Below are 17,823 nucleotides of genomic sequence, written 5' to 3'. Positions count from 1 at the left end.
AGGCTTGATGCTAACTAAAAATGCCCCTCTCCTATTCGCTATAAGACTTAATTCTGGAAGAGGGTTATTCGATAAGATACTTACTCTTTTGAAAGTGTTAATGAGCTTTGTGGTTCTAGGGTTTCAATTCCTAGCCTGGATTTATACTTGTTGAATAAAGTAGCTCTGTTGCCGCTCACCACACGGATTTTTTTCTGGACATCCTCCATAGATGATTCGATATCTTTCGTCATCGAGAAACAGGCTCCTGCATAATGCATGACTGAATCATCACTGCTGACTTTAGGAGGGATCCCCACATGGGCCTCATTTCCTGGAAAAGACAATGAATCACCACAAATGTGTGTGGCAACATGTTCTTCGGGTTGTACTGCTAAGGGGGCACCAAGACAGGTATTAATCTCAATGGTTCTTCCATTCACCTGGATCGTTTCAGTTTTAGTTCTATGACCTATTAATAAAGCGTACTCGCGATCACCAGGATCACTGAACTTATCAAGTGTAGAAGGAAAATTTATAAGATTAATTTTTTTAATTTGTGGTAAATCAAGTGTGGCCAGCGTTTCTTCCAGTGCTTCATGAAAAATACATTCCATTGGATATAATAATTCCTGAATTGCGAATGCACCCAAACTCATTCCTTTAATCGTAAGCGTTCCTTCTTTGCTTAAACTGAGGTCAGCAAGAAGTAATAACTGATGGAGATTATGCTTTAAACGGTTTTTATAAGCATTAGGATAAAAAACACCTTTGCCAAATACAGGATTATCAAAGGCTATTGTTTTGGCTTGGGGATTATTTGATAGCGCATTGTCCTCACCATAAATAGAAGAAAGAACAGAGGCAAATCCAGGTTGTTGCACTGCTAAAGCTTGGCGCTCCCCAAAATGGATTGCCTCACTATTCGAATTATCAAAACGGACGCAAGCTAATACATCATATTGTAAGCTGAGACAATTACGAAACTCTGGTGCTGCAAGATAGCTTATTGACACAGGGTAGGGGTGGGCATTATCCCATTCATCAAAAAGATTTCCTCCTTGTAGATTAAGCCCGTGAAGTATTGGTGAGAATTCTGTTCGTCTGCCATCGGCAAGAGGTAAAAAATATGCTCGTGGTACAATCAAAGGGCTGACAGCAGCTTCTTCCAAGGATAAATACTCTTTATAAAGTACATCATCCTCAGCAGTACCAATTGCCTCTAACAATTTACGGGATGAATTGTATTTTTCTTTTTTTCGTTGATATGCTTTAGCAAATTCAGCAGTATGATCACGAGGAACTACTAATCGACCATCAGAATAGATTGCTTTAAATTTTTTAGTAATTAAGCGATGTAAAAATCCAGGATAATCCATCTCTTTATACAAATGACCAAGTGGAGAGTTTTCCTTCTGCTTCTCTGAAAAAAACTGCTTTAGGACTGTATTATGGTCTTCAAGGATATAAAACTTATTTGATTCACGAAGCTGATGAATTAATTCTAATTCTTCTCCTTCAATATGCATTGTCTTCAGTTCCTTTTGTGGTAAGGCGTTTTGCATGATTGGAGCGAAAGGATGTTGAATCGGTGAAAAAGGAAAAAACCTTTGTATCGTTTGGGGAATCGCTTTTGTCATTGTAAGATTTGGCGACATTTTAGCTCTTAGTGATAAGGCTGTTTCTAATTTAGTGATCATGAAATCCTATCCTTGTATTGTATTAAGACCTGTTCAGGAGTTACTTTAACACATAGTGGCTATATTTTGGCAAATATAATTAGTAAAAAACCTTGAAAAAAGTCCAAGGCTTTTAACATGATAAGCTATTTAACTTAGGTTCATTATTCTTCGCTCTTCCTCAACACATTGTTCTAAAGCAGTTTCACAAATTAAATCTTTATTTTTTCTAATTACTGACTCAGTTAAATAATTCAATGCACAAGGAACTTCACCATTTTTTATCTTATCTAATGTTAATGTAGGATCTTTTTCAAATAGTGGAGCAAGACAGATTACTGCTTGAATATTAGAGATAGTTATTGCAAGTACCCCACCACTTTTTGCTGGCAATTCAATAGTAAAACCCTCTTCATGTGCTGTAATACAACTATACGTTTTGGGAGCTACTTCGCTGGCTATGTTAACCCATAAATCTCGTTCACAAAGGGGTAAATTCACTAAGGCAGCTTGCTCTTTCAAGATACTTTTATACTGTTCATATAACTCAATCGCCTTGGGATCCTTTGGATTATTGTGTTCATGCACATAGGTAACAAAATCATCATAAGCAATTACTTTATCAATTTCTAATTGTTGATATTTTCTCATTATCTCCGCTGGGATAATGCTGAGCCTCACTATCGATGGTTCAGGGACATCAAAACGTTTTGCTTGTCTTAAATCATCGAGATGAATCATATTGGATGCTTTTTGGTTGACAAGAATAAAATGATTTATAGGGAAACGAAGATGAGGAACTATCGTCTCGCATTGATACGAAAATATTGAAGTACCTTGCTCTTCTCCATCTAGAGTAAGTGAATCATATTCCACATCCCATTTGTCATAGACTTTGCATGCTGCACCGATTAGTGAAATGCCTGGGAAATTTGATTTTTTTGCGGCATCAATTCCAAAACCAAGAGCTACGCTAGGACAATAGCTAAATGAATGGGCTACTTTTGTATTTCCCTTAGTGAGGGAGTATCCCTTAACATGCGCTTCGGTAATCTCCTTTTTTTCGGCAGGGCTGAAATCTTCCAAACATGTATATCTTTTAGCTTTCATAAGGCGAGCAAGACTAGGACGCATTGCGGTTACCCCTAATCCAGGGCGATCAAAAGAACCAAGAAAATGCTCCACTGAGACCCCTCTATATATGGTTGGAGCGGTTGCCTCAACCAATTTGATATTATGTTTTTGTTTGAATAATTGTAAAGCGGTAATATTGTGGGAGTCAAAAGCGGCTCCAGTAAGTCGCACACTACTTAAAGCAGTACGGCCAGCAAATGAAAACCCATATCTTTCTAACATACTCTGCATCTTAAATACCTCTGAATAAAATTTGCAATCCTTTCTTGACGCTCCATTTATGCTCAAATAAAATCCATAACCTGAATTATTTTGTGCATGTAGTTTATAAAATGAGCATTAAAGAAAAATTAAAATAAGACATTAAATTTTTTATGAGAGGTATAAATAAATTTATAGATAATCCTAAAGGCTCGTACGAATATGTTGTTGATTTTCTTTAGAATAGGGATAGCATCTGCGTTTGTTGTTCGATTCAAAAAATAAAAAAGCCTTGAAAAAGATTCAAGGCTTTTGGCATAGATTGGAATGACTTAAGTTATTTAGCATAAGTTAGCAGTTGGCTTTTGATCCTCTTCAATGCATTGTTCTAAACCAGTTTGACACACTAGTTCCTTATTTTTTCTAATTACTGACTCAGTTAAATAATTTAAAGCACAAGGAACTTCACCATTTTTTATCTTGTCTAATGTTAATGTTGGATCTTTTTCAAATAATGGAGCAAGACAGATCGCTGCCTCAATATCAGAGATAGTTATCACAAATACCCCACCGCTTTTTGCTGGCAATTCAATAGTAAAACCCTCTTCATGTGCTGTAATACAACTATAAGTTTTAGGGGCTACTTCACTGGCTATATTAATCCATAAATCTCGCTCGCAAAGGGGTAAACTCACTAAGGCAGCTTGTTCTTTCAAGATACTTCTATACTGTTCATATAACTCAGCTGCTTTTAAAGCTTTTATATCCTTGGGATCCTTACTTTCGAAGACGTAGGAAACAAAGTCATCATAAGCAATTACTTTATCAATTTCTAATCGCTGATATTTTCTCATTATCTCTTCCGGGATAATGCTGAGTTCCACTATCGATGATTCTGGGGCATCAAAACGTTTTGCTTGTCTTAACTCATCAAGATGAATCATATTGGATGCTTTTTGGTTGACAACAATACAATGATTCAGAGCAAATAGATGAGGAACTATCGTCTCGTATTGATATGAATATAGAGAAGTACCAAATTGTACACCATCCAAAGCTTCATCATATTCCACATCCCATTTGTTATAGACATTGCATGCTGCACCGATTAGTGAAATGCCTGGGAAATTTGATTTTTTTGCGGCATCAACTCCATAACCAAGAGCTACGCTAGGACAATAGCTAAATGAATGGGCTAATTTTGTATTTCCCTTAATGAGGGAGTATCCCTTAACATGCGTGTCGGTAATCTCCTTTTTTTCGGCAGGGCTGAAATCTTCCAAACATGTATATCCTTTAGCTTTCATAAGGCGGGCAAAGCTAGGACGCATTGCGGTTGCTCCTAATCCAGGGTAACCAAAAGAACCAAGAAAATGCTCCACTGAGATCCCTCTATATATGGTTGGAGCGGTTGCCTCAACCAATTTGATATTATATTTTTGCTTAAATTGTTCCAAAGCGGCAATATTGTGGGAGTCCCAAGCGGTTCCAGTAAGTCGCACACTACTTAAAGCAGTACGGCCAGCAAATGAAAACCCATATCTTTCTAACATACTCTGCATCTTAAATACCTCTGAATAAAATTTGTAATCCTTTCTTGATGTTCCATTTATGCTCAAATAAAATCCATAACCTGAATTATTTTGTGCATGTAGTTTATAAAATGAGCATTAAAGAAAAATTAAAATAAGTCATTAAATTTTTTATGAGAGATATAAATAAATTTATAGATAATCCTAAAGGCCGTACGGATATGTTGTTGATTCTCTTTAAATCTTTAAATAGGGATAGCATCTGCGTTTGTTGTTCGATCCAAAAATAAAAAAGCCTTGAAAAAATTCAAGGCTTTTGGCATAGATTGGAATGACTTAATTTAGCTTAAGTTAGTCGTTGGTTTTTGATCTTCTTCAATACATTGTTCTAAACCAGTTTGACACACTAGTTCTTTATCTTTTAGAATAAGACTAATGATAGGGCGAAGGGCCAGAGGGGAGTATCAAATTTATTCATAAAGAAACTCTGACGTCCTGAGCAGGATTGTTCCCTTAGAAGGGGCTAGGACAAAATTGTAAGCAGAAGTTAGAGTCTAATATTAGGAAATATCGGGTCTTTCCCAATTACGGGGGCACTCACCAGTTAACAACACAGCACCCTAACACGGGTTCTATAATTTTCAAAGTTACGAAAGCCATAAGCTCTTCTTTGTATCAACTTCATCTTTCTATGAAACCCTTCTGTAATGCCATTAGACTTCCTAAAACGCCACATACGTACTATCTCTTCTTTCCATTGGCAGAATGTTTTTCCGAGAGCTGCCAAAGCTTTAAATGGACTACTTTTCAGGTCATCAAGCATATTTAAAAACTGCGGAATCATTTTTTTACACCAATCTTTATTCATGGACTTGTGTAGGAGTAAAGAATGAACTTGTTGCTGGAACTGATATATAGCGTTTATAGCTGGATTGTCTTCAAGAAATGCATCACGCTTAATCCTTCTTTGAGGAGTCAATCTATCAGGTCGTGTACGCAGTAAAGCTAATATACCCCGATTACTTTTTACTTCGCTCGATAGCTCGCGGTAAGTCATCATACATTGATGTTGAAGCAAGCGAATGACATGAAATCGATCTGCTACTATTTTTGCATTAGGAAAATGTTTTTTAACAATGGAGCGGTACGTACTACTTAAATCCATACAGACTACTTTGACTCGTTCTTTTCCGACCAAGGAAGCCAGGTAACTGGAAAGGTCTGTTTCACTTCGCCCTTTAACAATATCAAAAATTTTATGCTTTTTGAGGTCACAGAGCGTTGTTGCAAATCCCTGTTTTCGGCTAAAGAAATGTTCATCAATACCAAGCACCACTGGGCATGGTGTATTCATGAGTTCTCTTGCTTGCTCCTGATAATGGCGATGATACCAACGCTCAATGGTGGCTTTTCCTTTATTAAATTGCTGGGCAAGGTCTTTTTGAGAAATACCACGAGTATGATCATGAAACACAGCGGCTTGTAAACGCCATGTCGAACGCTGATGTTTATTAATACCCGGGAATTGTTGATTACCGTATCGTTTGCACATATTGCAATAGAGTTTATACGCTTTAAAACGCAATAAAGTGCGACGATTACCAATTAACTCATGAGCTACCGTGCGTATATATGAGGACTTCTTACGAACCATTTTACTATGGCAATGCGCACAACGAGGTAACCGATGATAAGAAATGTCCAATATAAGTGGTTGATAACCACTCACTTTTTCTATGGTAAAACCAGGTAAATTTAAGATAAGATTATGCTTGGGCACTTTAATCTCCAATTTGATCGCGAAATCAATTAGTTAGTCTAGACTAACTTGATTAAAGTGCCCCCTTATTTGGGGTAGAGCCGAAATATCTGTATAAATCGGACTATCCGAAGAACGATATATTCATCAAAAGATATAAATCTTCATGTATGTGGGCTATAAGCAGCCGATTCTGCTAATCGGCATTCCTTTTTTGTATGGATTACAAGATGTGTAAAAGATTCAGTTGCTCATAACCAAGAGGACGCCAGGATAATTTGAGTTTTTACTTACTATAGAGTCTTTCTTGATAAAGTATGCCTGCTGCTAATTCTTCATAAAGACGGATAACACTTAGTAACTGTTCTAATTTGCTGATGGTTAATCTATAGTCTTGTTGGTTGATATCTATCCTACTATATAACAAATCATTATGGCTAATAAGGCCTTTGCGATAAAGTTCCTGTTGCAATTGATATCTTTTCTTTAATGAGGCTAAAGAGAGAAAATCTTCATGGTATTTCGCCATAAACTTCTGATTGGCAGCAATACTATTTGCAATCAGACGCAATGCATTTTGGATGACATTATTATATTCTGCCAAACTCCTATTAAAAATAGCTTTACTAGTGATAATTTGGCCAAATAAAGAGGGTGATAAGTTAAATGTTGCATACATATCGCCATAAGATGCTGAATGTGTTGGACTATTAAAAGTGCCATTTAAACTCGCCCGTCCCCAAAAATAATCTAGGGTTACGGCTGGGAATAATTGTGCTTCTGCAATATTGATTCCACTACATGCCGCAAGAAGAGACGTTACAGCAACCATGACATCCGGGCGGCGGAGAATAACTTGAGTATTAATTTTATTTAGTGGTATGGCTTTACTTGGTATGTTAATAAATGATTTATTGGATTTTATTTGTCCTGGGGGCTGATTAATTAAATAACGTAGTGCATTTTCGCTTGCGATGATATTGTTTTGTACTTGCTTTTGCTGCCCTAGAATGCTTTGTAATTGGCTAGTTAAGGTTAACAATTGTAGATTATTTGCTAATCCCTGTTTTTTTGCTATTTCTAACGCGGCTATAAGTTTTTTATTATCTTGTTCAATTTGCTTTAGTAGAGCTAATTGGTGATTCCATGCGAGGAGAGAAAAATAACTACTTATTACTTCTCCAATAACAGTCAAACGAACACCAAGGTAATATGCTTTGGAACGCTCCAAGATAAATTCTGCTTTTTTTTGCTGAAAATAAAGCGCAACGAAATTTTGGTAATAGCTGGGAAGAGCGCCATAAAACACCCCAGGATTTCCTAAAGCAGGATCTTGGGCGAACCCCATTAAAAGATTCAAGCCTGGAAGCCAATTTAAGCGAATCGTTTGCAGCTCAGCCTGTGCAACACGAATTGATTGCTTTGCTACGGTAACATTATTATTGTAAAGAAGTGCTTGCTCTACAAGCTGATTGAGAAGGGGGTCTTTAAAATCTTGCCACCAAGCTTGATAAGGAAGTCTATTTAATGCATCATTGCTTGAGTCTTGCAGATATTTAGGAATATAAATTGGCGTGAGTCGTGAATTTTTTGCGCTTGGCATACATGCTACTAGCACAATTGTCATGACTAAAATAATTAGCGTTGCCAGGCTGCGCAATTAAAGGGATCCATAAGAATAACATGACTAATATTGAAAAATGGTAACACAAAAGCTTCGAAAGTTAAAACCTTATACAGTTTTGCTTTTCTTGGTCTTGTTCGCAATTTTATATTACTTTTTCTCTTTTTTAATTCCATTTACTAATAATGCGTTTGTCGTTGCCAATGTTCGCCCGGTAGCCGCTATCGTCAGTGGGTATGTTACTGATTTATACGTTAAAAATGAACAATCTGTTCGTAAGGGACAGCCTTTATTTACTGTTTTCCAAGAACCTTATCAGCTCACTTATAATAGGCTAGTTGAGGAGGTGCGTACTGCAAAAGCGGATCTTCAAAGCTTACAATACCAGCTTCAAAAAGAGAAACAATTACTCATACAATACACTCAAGAATACAAGAGAATTCACTTAAATTTTTTTCGTAATAAAGCGGTTTTAAAATCAGGAGCAATTTCTGAAATTAATGTCAAAGATTTACAATATGAAGATCTTGGCAGTTTAGCCAAAGTGGACATGCAAAAACAGCAAATTAGCGTGGTTGAAAAAAATATTCAGAGCCTACAACACAAAATCAAAGCGTTGATTTATAAAATGCGTTATGCCAAAGTTAATTTAGAACAAACTACTGTTTATGCCCAAAGTAACGGCCGTATTCAAAATATGTTTTTATCTTTGGGAACACCCATAGAAATTAATAAACCTATATTTTCTTTTGTTGATACTGAGAGTCTTTATATTCAAGCCAATTTTACTGAGCTGGATTTACGTATGGTAAAGACCGGCAATAAAGTCTACATTATTCCTCGAATGTACTTTGGCACAAAATTATACCACGGAACAGTGGTATCTGGTGCTTGGGCTGCTAATCGACAAATTACCAACCCCAAGACTCAGCTACAAACTGTAACCAATGATACGAATAATTGGATACTTTTGCCTCAGCGTTTTCCTGTACAGATTAAAATCACTGATTATGACCCCAAACATTATCCTCTGCCCATTGGAGCGACGTGTTATGTCATTATCCAGGTATAATTTCCCTATAGAAATGACACGCCAAAAAACAATAATGGCTGCACGTATGGCCATTGGTACGATCATTAGTTTTATCATTACAACATATTTTACTCTTGTTGAGCCAACTTGGGTCTATATTTCTTTATTCATTATTTTGTTTGAACAACATACTATTGGCGCTTCCTTGACTCGTTGTTCCATGCGAGCGTTTGCGACGATTAGTAGTGCATTATATAGCCTTATTATTATTTTTCTTTTCCATAATAATTATCTTATGAATCTTATTGGATTTGTGGTAGGGATTTTTTTATATACCTATTTATTTTTAGGAACCAAAAAAAGTTATATTGGAATCTTGGGTTGTGTAACCCTGGCTATTTGCCTCATTAATTATAATAACTTTTCGTATGTGTTTATACGCCCTACCAATGTGATTATTGGTATATTAATAGGCTTCTTTACCCTGCGATTTTTCTTCCCAAGCCGAGCCACAAAAATGCTCATTTTAGAAATGCAAGAATTTCTAGCCGAATATGCCACTTTATCTATATACCTTGCAAACATAGATGATTCAACAACAGACTTGCCTGAACGGTTAACTCAGTGCGAATCCAACATCTTAGCGCTTATCCCTCATTTTCAAACACTAATTAGTGAGACACGGGTTGAAATCGGCAAAGACTCTGGATTTACCCAAGTTGCGGCTGATATTTTACAATCTTTCCGGCATATTTTCCGTTACTATGCCTCAATAATTGCTTTGATTCTTTATAAGGGAGTGATACTCAATGAAAAGGATAGGGAACACTTTATTTTTTTAAGTAACGCTATGATACAGTTAAAAGAAAATCTCTCTTACTTGAAGCATACGCGCAATTTAGTTGCTGCTCCTGATTTAATGCCTCAAAAGGATGAAAATCTATTATCTTTAATGCTTAGTTTACTTGTTACAGAATGTAGTTCCCTGGAAATTAAGATCAATAAATTAATACGAATGGCTAAAGTAGTTAAGTTAGAATAAAAGAAATCATTTTTATCCTGAAAGGTAGCGATTTTTCTGGGCAGTGAATTCAATATATTGCTTCCTTGCCTTAGTTGTTTATTCCAATGCGACATCATGAAGAGTCAAAGATTATCCTTAATGTGCTTTAGGTAAAAATTCAAATATCATCGGAGCAAGATTTTGGGGATCTGAAAGTGACTCGTTAAAGAAGAGTCTCAAAGAACTGTTTGCACCCAATCTTGAATGACTGCCACAGGAAAAAGCTACTTTTTGACTTTGGGTAAGCGTATTAATATTTTGTATGACTTCATCAAACGCTTGTTGATTCACGATGTCGGCATTCAAAATTTCTTGTAGAAACTCCCGATATTGAACTAACGTATTGAAGTTCTCTTGTGTATCAAGCCGTGGTACTGCTTGACATAATTTCAAAAGTACTGGCGCGAGCTTATCGGCATATGGAGCATGCTGGCTGAGTAGGATAAAGTTTTCTTGCATATCAAGCCGTGGCATCGCTTGGCTTAAGTACAAAAGCGCCCGCGAGATCTTATCGGCGTACTGAGCCTGTTGGATTAAGATGATAAAGTTAGCTTGCGTATCAAGCCGTGGCTCCCAGCATAAGCATTCAACTCCTTCGGCGAGCTTGTCGGCATATTGAGCCTGTTGAATTAGAAGGATAAAGTTTTCTTGCGTATCAAGCCGCGGCTGCGTTTTGCTTAAGCGCCAAAGCGCTTGGGCGATTTTATCGGCATATGGCGCCTGTTGAGTCAGTAGGGTAATATTTTCTGGTGTATCAAGCGGTGGTTGCGCTTGGCGTAAGCAAGCAAGTGCCTGCTCGATCTTATCGGTATACTGAGCTTGCAGAATTGCTTGAATCACATTAGTAGAAGATGCTGCCATTGTTGTTCCTCATCTTGATTATTTTGGAAAAGCAAGTGTTTTTTGATTATTGGGTATTTGGCTCTACCCCAAATAAGGGGCACTTTAATCAAGTTAGTCTAGACTAACTAATTGATTTCGCGATCAAATTGGAGATTAAAGTGCCCAAGCATAATCTTATCTTAAATTTACCTGGTTTTACCATAGAAAAAGTGAGTGGTTATCAACCACTTATATTGGACATTTCTTATCATCGGTTACCTCGTTGTGCGCATTGCCATAGTAAAATGGTTCGTAAGAAGTCCTCATATATACGCACGGTAGCTCATGAGTTAATTGGTAATCGTCGCACTTTATTGCGTTTTAAAGCGTATAAACTCTATTGCAATATGTGCAAACGATACGGTAATCAACAATTCCCGGGTATTAATAAACATCAGCGTTCGACATGGCGTTTACAAGCCGCTGTGTTTCATGATCATACTCGTGGTATTTCTCAAAAAGACCTTGCCCAGCAATTTAATAAAGGAAAAGCCACCATTGAGCGTTGGTATCATCGCCATTATCAGGAGCAAGCAAGAGAACTCATGAATACACCATGCCCAGTGGTGCTTGGTATTGATGAACATTTCTTTAGCCGAAAACAGGGATTTGCAACAACGCTCTGTGACCTCAAAAAGCATAAAATTTTTGATATTGTTAAAGGGCGAAGTGAAACAGACCTTTCCAGTTACCTGGCTTCCTTGGTCGGAAAAGAACGAGTCAAAGTAGTCTGTATGGATTTAAGTAGTACGTACCGCTCCATTGTTAAAAAACATTTTCCTAATGCAAAAATAGTAGCAGATCGATTTCATGTCATTCGCTTGCTTCAACATCAATGTATGATGACTTACCGCGAGCTATCGAGCGAAGTAAAAAGTAATCGGGGTATATTAGCTTTACTGCGTACACGACCTGATAGATTGACTCCTCAAAGAAGGATTAAGCGTGATGCATTTCTTGAAGACAATCCAGCTATAAACGCTATATATCAGTTCCAGCAACAAGTTCATTCTTTACTCCTACACAGGTCCATGAATAAAGATTGGTGTAAAAAAATGATTCCGCAGTTTTTAAATATGCTTGATGACCTGAAAAGTAGTCCATTTAAAGCTTTGGCAGCTCTCGGAAAAACATTCGGCCAATGGAAAGAAGAGATAGTACGTATGTGGCGTTTTAGGAAGTCTAATGGCATTACAGAAGGGTTTCATAGAAAGATGAAGTTGATACAAAGAAGAGCTTATGGCTTTCGTAACTTTGAAAATTATAGAACCCGTGTTAGGGTGCTGTGTTGTTAACTGGTGAGTGCCCCCGTAATTGGGAAAGACCCTATTTACTGTACTTTATATTTTAGAAAATTGAAAATTCACTGGCGTCCCGGAGAGGATTTGAACCTCCGACCTGCCCCTTAGGAGGGGGCTGCGCTATCCAGCTGTGCCACCGGGACTTTGATTGACGTCGTAAGTCTACCGTTATCATGGGAAAATAACAACTTCCATGGCGGTAAATACAAGGTTTTCATTTTTCAATTCTTATGAAAAATGAGCTAATTATAAACATTTTGCAGCTTCATTGTGGTATACTTCGTTGACCTTTTATTTTGAGCAGTGTGATGAGCGCGTCAGATTTAAAATATCCATTTCATTCAGCGTGGAATTTTTTGTGGCAGGTCATTAAGCCTTATCGTTGGTGGTATGTCTTAATGCTTCAGGCACCAGTGTTCACTGCATTTTATATTTTTGCCAATAATTATTCTTTTAAACTACTGGTTGATGTGTTTTCCAGTGAAACAATTGCTTCATATCACCAGCTAGTGTTTCCTATTGCCTTATTTATCACCGCACAAATAGTGTTGGATGTTGTTTGGCGAATTAGTGATTTTGCAGAGTGGAAGGCTGAACCGTATGCGCGACAAAGATTACTGTCCTCTGCTTACGACTATGTACAACATCATTCCTATAACTATTTTCAAAATACGCCAAGTGGGACGGTGATTAGTAAGTTAAAAGGCCTTTTAGATGGTTATGATAGTGTTTTTGCTAATATCCATCATATTGTAGGAAAACATTTTTGTGTGGTTGTTGTTTCTGTTTTTGTTTTGTTGATTGTCAATTTCAGTGTGTTTTGTTTCATGCTTGCCTGGTGTGTGCTTGTTGTGGCAATTATGTTACCGATGGCAGTCAAACTGAATCAACTTTCTAATAATATGGCAGAGAGCAAACATCAAGTCATAGGCAGTTTTTCGGATAATATTACCAATATTTTTTCTCTGTTTTATTTTGCTAAACGACGTGCTGAACATCGTCGTGTGAATCAGCTAATGTCTGATGATTTTGTGCCTCGTCAAATTGCGCTTTATCGGTATGACTTTAAATTTAATATGATCGGCTCGGTACTTTACTGGTTTATGTTGATTGCCGTTTTTATATTTATGATTTATCTGCGTACCCACGGAAAGATTTCTACAGGGGATTTCCTGTTTGTGATGCTGACTGCCATTACTATTTCTTTTGATTTATGGACGCTTATGAGTAGTCTTTGTACTTTTTTAAAAGAAATGGGGGATTTCAAATCATCGTTCAGTATTTTATCGATGCCTCATGAAGAGGTAGATAAACCCAATGCACAAGAATATCAGATTACCAAGGGCAAGATTGAATTCCAGCAGCTCTCTTTTTCTTATAGTGCAGGTACTGCTGTATTTAAAAATCTTAATCTGCTTATTAAACCTGGTGAGAAAATTGGTTTGGTTGGGCATTCGGGCGCAGGTAAATCGACATTAGTTTCCTTACTGTTAAAAAATTTCAGGCCAACTGCAGGACAAATTTTAATTGACGATAAGCCCATTTTAGAGATTACTTCGGATTCTTTACGCCAGCAAATAGCCCTTATTCCCCAAGACATTATGCTTTTCCATCGCTCTATTGGGGAGAATATTGGTTATGCAAAAGAAAATGCAACACTGGAGGAAATTAAACGTGCAGCGGCGATGGCGAATATAGATGAGTTTATTGAATCATTGCCTGAAAAGTATAATACACTGGTTGGTGAGCGTGGTGTGAAACTTTCAGGAGGTCAGCGTCAACGCATTGCCATTGCACGAGCATTTTTAAAAAATGCAGCGATTGTTATTCTTGATGAGGCAACCTCAAGTCTGGATACGCTTTCTGAGCAAGAAATACAACAATCGATTAATGCCATGTTGGAGCAAAACAATGCTACGGTTATTGCTATTGCTCATCGACTGTCAACCATCCGGCATATGGATCGAATTGTAGTAATGGAAGGTGGGATGATTATTGAAGAGGGTACGTTTAATGAGCTAGTAAATAATGAACAAAGTTATTTCAAAATGCTTTGGGATAGTCAAGTCAATGGGATGGTTTTATAAAATGAAAAAATGGGTTGTTTTTTTAATTACTGCGCTTTCAGCAAATACTATTGCTTGGGCAAATAATAATTGTTTTATTGCTAAAGAGAACGGTGCGATGTTAAAACAAGAAGGGAAATGTACCGAGCGTCATTCGCCTTGTTCCACTTTTAAAATTGCAATCAGTTTGATGGGGTTTGATAAGGGGATACTCACTGATAAAACTCATCCTGAATGGTCTTTCAAAGAGGGATATAATGATTGGTTAGACGTTTGGAAACAGCCCCATAATCCAACCACCTGGATACAACACAGTTGCGTTTGGTACAGTCAGCTGATTACCCAAAAATTAGGAATGGAGCAATTTAAGCATTATATTCAGGTTCTTAATTATGGAAATCAGGATGTTTCCGGTGATAAGGGTATGAATAACGGATTAGCTCGTGCCTGGCTTTCGGGTTCATTGCAGATTTCACCGCAAGAACAGGTCGAGTTTTTATCGAAACTGACTCAAAACAAACTGCCTGTGAGCCATTTTTCCATGCAAATGACTCATGATCTTCTATTTGTTGAAAACTTGCCAGGGGATTGGAAACTGTATGGAAAAACAGGATCAGGTAATCCATTCAAAGCAGATGGTTCGCGTAATATGGACAAGCAACTTGGATGGTTTGTAGGCTGGATAGAGAAGGGTCCACGTACTGTTTTGTTTGCTCAATATATTGAAGATGATGCCACACCTGACTATTTAACGGGGAAACAAGCAAGAGAAATTGCGAAACAGAAATTAATGCAATTGACTCAGTCAAACTAGATTAAAAACGATCTTGGGTACATTGGAGTGGTATTTATAACCTGGGGGGCTGTGAATCGGAACCCAGGTTATAATATTATTCAGCATGATCTTTGAGTTTACTCTGGATAACAATAGATTTCGCTACCGCCGCCAACACCGGCGTGGAATATCAGTGCATCGACGCCAGCAATATCTCTTTTCTCTTTTAAACAACGGTAGCCAGGATAGGTATAATAAAAGTCACCGGTAGGTACTGGTCCTTCAACGGTAGTATAAGTATGAGCACTTGTATCTACAGTGATAGGGACGCTTTTCCAAGACTTGGTTTCTGTTACGATAACGTTATCAGCTAAAGCTGCAGTAGTGACTGTTAGGAGTAAAGCAGCTGTGAGTAGTGTTTTTGTCATTTGTGCATCCTCCTTGTTCATTTTTCCATAAAGTCTTTATCTTCGTTCAAAGTTAAAGATACTTGATAAATATAGCACATTTATATAGAAAGGGTTTTTAATCACATTGATATGAATTGATATAAAAAATAAGGATGTATAATCAAAGATCTCTGGATATTTTTCCCCCAAAAATGGGGGAAGTGGTTTAATTAAAAGTGGCCATGTCGATGACTGCCGCCATGTTCATGCATATGACTGTTATCATGAGTATGTACTGTTCCGTGGGAGCTAGGATGTCCATGTGAGTGATCATTATTTACGTATACTGTACTGCCAGTATCATAGTGTCCATGATAATAAGGATCAGCGGTATAAACGGGAGAGTAAAAACCATAACTGCTGTAACCAGGAGTAGCGGTAGTTCTTACAGTAGTATATGTATTATTGTTACAAGCAAATAAAAAAGGTACTACAAAAACAAGTCCGATAGCAACGAGTGCAATTGGAAGTATCGGTGTAAAAATAAGAGCCGATGCAAGCAGGGTTTTCGTAGCTACCGCAGCCGTGGCTGCTGCAGCTGCAGAGTTTAGCGTTACCGCGGCAATAACTCCTGCAGTGACTACTGCAGCAGCAGTTAGTGCTGTCATACATCTAAGTAAAAAAGTATAATTGGTATCATCTTCCTGTTTCTTCTTGGTCATACGTCACCTCCTGTGTGTTGTACCAGATTAATAAATTTTTTATTTATTAATATCAATGGTCGAAACTGAATTTCGACTGCTTTAAGATTCTACTATAGGGAAGAAAAATGTCATCTTTATTTTTACTTGTTGAAAAATTTATATTTTTTGGGAAATGCGATTGTTTGAAAATATAGCAAAAAGACAATTGATGAATTTAAAAAGAAGATAATTTAGATAAGTGAATTGATTAATAACCGGCTAAGGATAACCAGGGGGCATTAGTTTTTCATTATCTTTTCTTTCTACTTTCTGTAGTTTGTCCGCGGGATCTAGGGAGTTTGCAATAAAACTGGATCCCACGGACAAGCCTTGAGCGATCCACGCGAAACTTGAATGTAAGTTTTTGTTTTTAAATGAAATATGCTCAACATTCTACGTACCGCGCTTTATGCACAATGTCCCTCCTAATCAGAACCTTTTGTGCCTCAATAAACATCCTCTGGATACACCGCGCATAAAGCGCGGTATGTAGGGAGTTGGAGTTAAATTTTGTGTGGATCTCTCAGGGACAAGCCGCGGGCGTAGTAATTGAGAGTTATTCATCATCCCAGCTTAGAGTGCCACCAGCTTGATATTCAATGACACGAGTTTCAAAGAAGTTTTTCTCTTTTTTCAAATCCATCATTTCACTCATCCACGGGAATGGATTTTCAGCACCAGGATACTGCTCTGGCAAGCCGATTTGGTTTAAACGACGGTTAGCTATGAAGTGCAGGTACTCTTCAAACATTTCTGCGTTCATTCCCAAAATACCTTGCGGCATAGTATCTTTAGCATATTGATACTCCAGTTCTACGCCTTGGCGGATGAGTTGAATCATTTCTTCTTTAAATTCAGGTGTCCACAAATGCGGATTCTCAATTTTAATTTGGTTGATGACATCAATACCAAAGTTCATATGCATGGATTCATCACGTAAAATGTATTGGAATTGCTCGGAAGTTCCTACCATTTTATTTCGACGTCCCATAGAGAGAATTTGCGTAAACCCAACATAGAAAAAGATTCCTTCAAAGATAACATAGAAGGCAATTAAATCACGCAATAAACGCTGATCATTTTCTACAGTACCTGTATGGAATGTCTCATCCCCTAGGCTTTGAGTAAAAGGTAATGCCCAGGCAGCTTTAGTTGCTACAGACGGGATTTCACGATACATATTAAAGACTTCTGCTTCATCAAGCCCCAAACTCTCAATGACGTATTGATAAGCATGAGTATGCAATGCTTCTTCAAACGCCTGACGTAACAAGTATTGTCTGCATTCAGGATTCGTAATATGCCGATAAACAGCAAGTACTAGATTATTGGCAACCAATGAATCTGCCGTTGAGAAAAATCCTAAATTACGTTTGATAATCAAACGCTCGGCTTCTGTAAGCCCCATAGGATCTTTCCAGAGTGCTACGTCAGCACTCATATTGATTTCATTGGGCATCCAATGGTTTGCACAAGCGGTTAAATACTTGTCCCAAGCCCACTTATATTTAAAGGGAACCAGTTGGTTTAAGTCAGCACGGCAGTTAATGATGCGTTTATCATCAACGTGAATGCGCGCAGCCCCCATTTCAAGAGGCTCATATCCTGTTGCACCAGGATGAATTATATCGTGTTGTTGTATGATTTCTGACATTTAAATTCT

General features: G+C 37.5%; 14 protein-coding genes and 1 tRNA gene. 5 read left to right on the top strand and 10 right to left on the bottom strand.

Features of this window, described 5'->3' with window-relative positions:
* Window positions 1–80: 80 nt before the first annotated feature.
* The 5 genes from DY223_RS09480 to DY223_RS09460 form a co-directional block, all read right to left on the bottom strand.
* Complete coding sequence (locus tag DY223_RS09480; protein ID WP_058458523.1) at window positions 81–1,679, bottom strand: hypothetical protein; 1,599 nt, start codon at window positions 1,677–1,679, stop codon at window positions 81–83.
* 129 nt (window positions 1,680–1,808) lie between these two features.
* A complete protein-coding gene (locus DY223_RS09475; RefSeq protein WP_058458522.1) occupies window positions 1,809–3,023 on the bottom strand; it encodes a hypothetical protein in 1,215 nt (404 codons plus the stop codon).
* Window positions 3,024–3,334: 311 nt separating this feature from the next.
* Window positions 3,335–4,555 carry a hypothetical protein gene (locus DY223_RS09470; RefSeq protein WP_058458521.1) on the bottom strand — a complete coding sequence of 407 codons (1,221 nt, stop codon included), beginning with the start codon at window positions 4,553–4,555 and terminating at the stop codon, window positions 3,335–3,337.
* Window positions 4,556–5,129: 574 nt separating this feature from the next.
* Window positions 5,130–6,305: an ISL3 family transposase gene (locus tag DY223_RS09465; RefSeq protein ID WP_115684308.1), complete on the bottom strand. Its 1,176-nt coding sequence runs from the start codon at window positions 6,303–6,305 to the stop codon at window positions 5,130–5,132.
* A 265-nt stretch (window positions 6,306–6,570) separates the two neighbouring features.
* Entirely contained in the window at window positions 6,571–7,887 is a 1,317-nt protein-coding gene (locus tag DY223_RS09460) for a TolC family protein (protein WP_058460019.1), read from the bottom strand.
* A 97-nt stretch (window positions 7,888–7,984) separates the two neighbouring features.
* Here DY223_RS09460 and DY223_RS09455 point away from each other — a divergent pair, with 97 nt between their 5' ends.
* Window positions 7,985–8,980 (top strand): HlyD family secretion protein, encoded by a 996-nt coding sequence (locus DY223_RS09455; RefSeq protein WP_058460017.1) that lies wholly within the window; start codon window positions 7,985–7,987, stop codon window positions 8,978–8,980.
* Window positions 8,961–9,983 (top strand): FUSC family protein, encoded by a 1,023-nt coding sequence (locus tag DY223_RS09450; RefSeq protein WP_174223905.1) that lies wholly within the window; start codon window positions 8,961–8,963, stop codon window positions 9,981–9,983. Before DY223_RS09455 ends, DY223_RS09450 begins: the two co-directional genes overlap by 20 nt.
* Window positions 9,984–10,100: 117 nt before the next feature.
* On the opposite strand, the gene DY223_RS09445 is transcribed toward DY223_RS09450, so the two are convergent.
* Complete coding sequence (locus DY223_RS09445) at window positions 10,101–10,865, bottom strand: hypothetical protein (RefSeq protein WP_058460018.1); 765 nt, start codon at window positions 10,863–10,865, stop codon at window positions 10,101–10,103.
* A gap of 140 nt (window positions 10,866–11,005) precedes the next feature.
* On the opposite strand from DY223_RS09445, the gene DY223_RS09440 reads away from it, so the two are divergent.
* Entirely contained in the window at window positions 11,006–12,181 is a 1,176-nt protein-coding gene (locus tag DY223_RS09440; protein ID WP_115684307.1) for an ISL3 family transposase, read from the top strand.
* A 72-nt stretch (window positions 12,182–12,253) separates the two neighbouring features.
* Here the strand turns inward: DY223_RS09440 and DY223_RS09435 are convergent.
* Window positions 12,254–12,330 (bottom strand) — tRNA-Arg (locus DY223_RS09435).
* Between the two features lie 213 nt (window positions 12,331–12,543).
* Between DY223_RS09435 and DY223_RS09430 the strand changes: the two genes are divergently transcribed.
* Both DY223_RS09430 and blaOXA read left to right on the top strand, forming a co-directional pair.
* Window positions 12,544–14,274, top strand: coding sequence for an ABC transporter ATP-binding protein (locus tag DY223_RS09430; RefSeq protein WP_235810530.1), 1,731 nt, complete (start codon window positions 12,544–12,546; stop codon window positions 14,272–14,274).
* A gap of 1 nt (window position 14,275) precedes the next feature.
* The gene (blaOXA, locus tag DY223_RS09425) at window positions 14,276–15,067 is read left to right on the top strand and encodes a class D beta-lactamase (RefSeq protein WP_058459981.1); all 792 of its coding nucleotides are present in this window, start codon (window positions 14,276–14,278) and stop codon (window positions 15,065–15,067) included.
* Window positions 15,068–15,165: 98 nt separating this feature from the next.
* Here blaOXA and DY223_RS09420 read toward each other — a convergent pair whose 3' ends face one another.
* The 3 genes from DY223_RS09420 to DY223_RS09410 all read right to left on the bottom strand — a co-directional run bounded on the left by DY223_RS09420 (window position 15,166) and on the right by DY223_RS09410 (window position 17,814).
* Window positions 15,166–15,477 carry a hypothetical protein gene (locus DY223_RS09420; RefSeq protein ID WP_058459724.1) on the bottom strand — a complete coding sequence of 104 codons (312 nt, stop codon included), beginning with the start codon at window positions 15,475–15,477 and terminating at the stop codon, window positions 15,166–15,168.
* 170 nt (window positions 15,478–15,647) lie between these two features.
* Complete coding sequence (locus DY223_RS09415) at window positions 15,648–16,139, bottom strand: urease accessory protein UreE (protein ID WP_058459725.1); 492 nt, start codon at window positions 16,137–16,139, stop codon at window positions 15,648–15,650.
* 577 nt (window positions 16,140–16,716) lie between these two features.
* Window positions 16,717–17,814 carry a ribonucleotide-diphosphate reductase subunit beta gene (locus DY223_RS09410; protein WP_058459726.1) on the bottom strand — a complete coding sequence of 366 codons (1,098 nt, stop codon included), beginning with the start codon at window positions 17,812–17,814 and terminating at the stop codon, window positions 16,717–16,719.
* Window positions 17,815–17,823 lie beyond the last annotated feature (9 nt).

Origin of the sequence: Legionella bozemanae (assembly GCF_900450575.1) — a bacterium.
GTDB lineage: Bacteria > Pseudomonadota > Gammaproteobacteria > Legionellales > Legionellaceae > Legionella > Legionella bozemanae.
Note: the sequence above shows the minus strand (reverse complement) of the source record. Positions and strands in the feature narration are given on the sequence as shown.

What these genes read in the sequence shown, in the direction of transcription:
- DY223_RS09450 (WP_174223905.1), top strand. Translation starts at nt 8,961, where the DNA reads ATGTCATTATCCAGGTATAATTTCCCTATAGAAATGACACGCCAAAAA.
- DY223_RS09415 (WP_058459725.1), bottom strand. Translation starts at nt 16,139, where the DNA reads ATGACCAAGAAGAAACAGGAAGATGATACCAATTATACTTTTTTACTT.
- DY223_RS09410 (WP_058459726.1), bottom strand. Translation starts at nt 17,814, where the DNA reads ATGTCAGAAATCATACAACAACACGATATAATTCATCCTGGTGCAACA.
- DY223_RS09470 (WP_058458521.1), bottom strand. Translation starts at nt 4,555, where the DNA reads ATGCAGAGTATGTTAGAAAGATATGGGTTTTCATTTGCTGGCCGTACT.
- DY223_RS09455 (WP_058460017.1), top strand. Translation starts at nt 7,985, where the DNA reads ATGGTAACACAAAAGCTTCGAAAGTTAAAACCTTATACAGTTTTGCTT.
- DY223_RS09420 (WP_058459724.1), bottom strand. Translation starts at nt 15,477, where the DNA reads ATGAACAAGGAGGATGCACAAATGACAAAAACACTACTCACAGCTGCT.
- DY223_RS09475 (WP_058458522.1), bottom strand. Translation starts at nt 3,023, where the DNA reads ATGCAGAGTATGTTAGAAAGATATGGGTTTTCATTTGCTGGCCGTACT.
- DY223_RS09460 (WP_058460019.1), bottom strand. Translation starts at nt 7,887, where the DNA reads ATGCCAAGCGCAAAAAATTCACGACTCACGCCAATTTATATTCCTAAA.
- blaOXA (WP_058459981.1), top strand. Translation starts at nt 14,276, where the DNA reads ATGAAAAAATGGGTTGTTTTTTTAATTACTGCGCTTTCAGCAAATACT.
- DY223_RS09445 (WP_058460018.1), bottom strand. Translation starts at nt 10,865, where the DNA reads ATGGCAGCATCTTCTACTAATGTGATTCAAGCAATTCTGCAAGCTCAG.
- DY223_RS09480 (WP_058458523.1), bottom strand. Translation starts at nt 1,679, where the DNA reads ATGATCACTAAATTAGAAACAGCCTTATCACTAAGAGCTAAAATGTCG.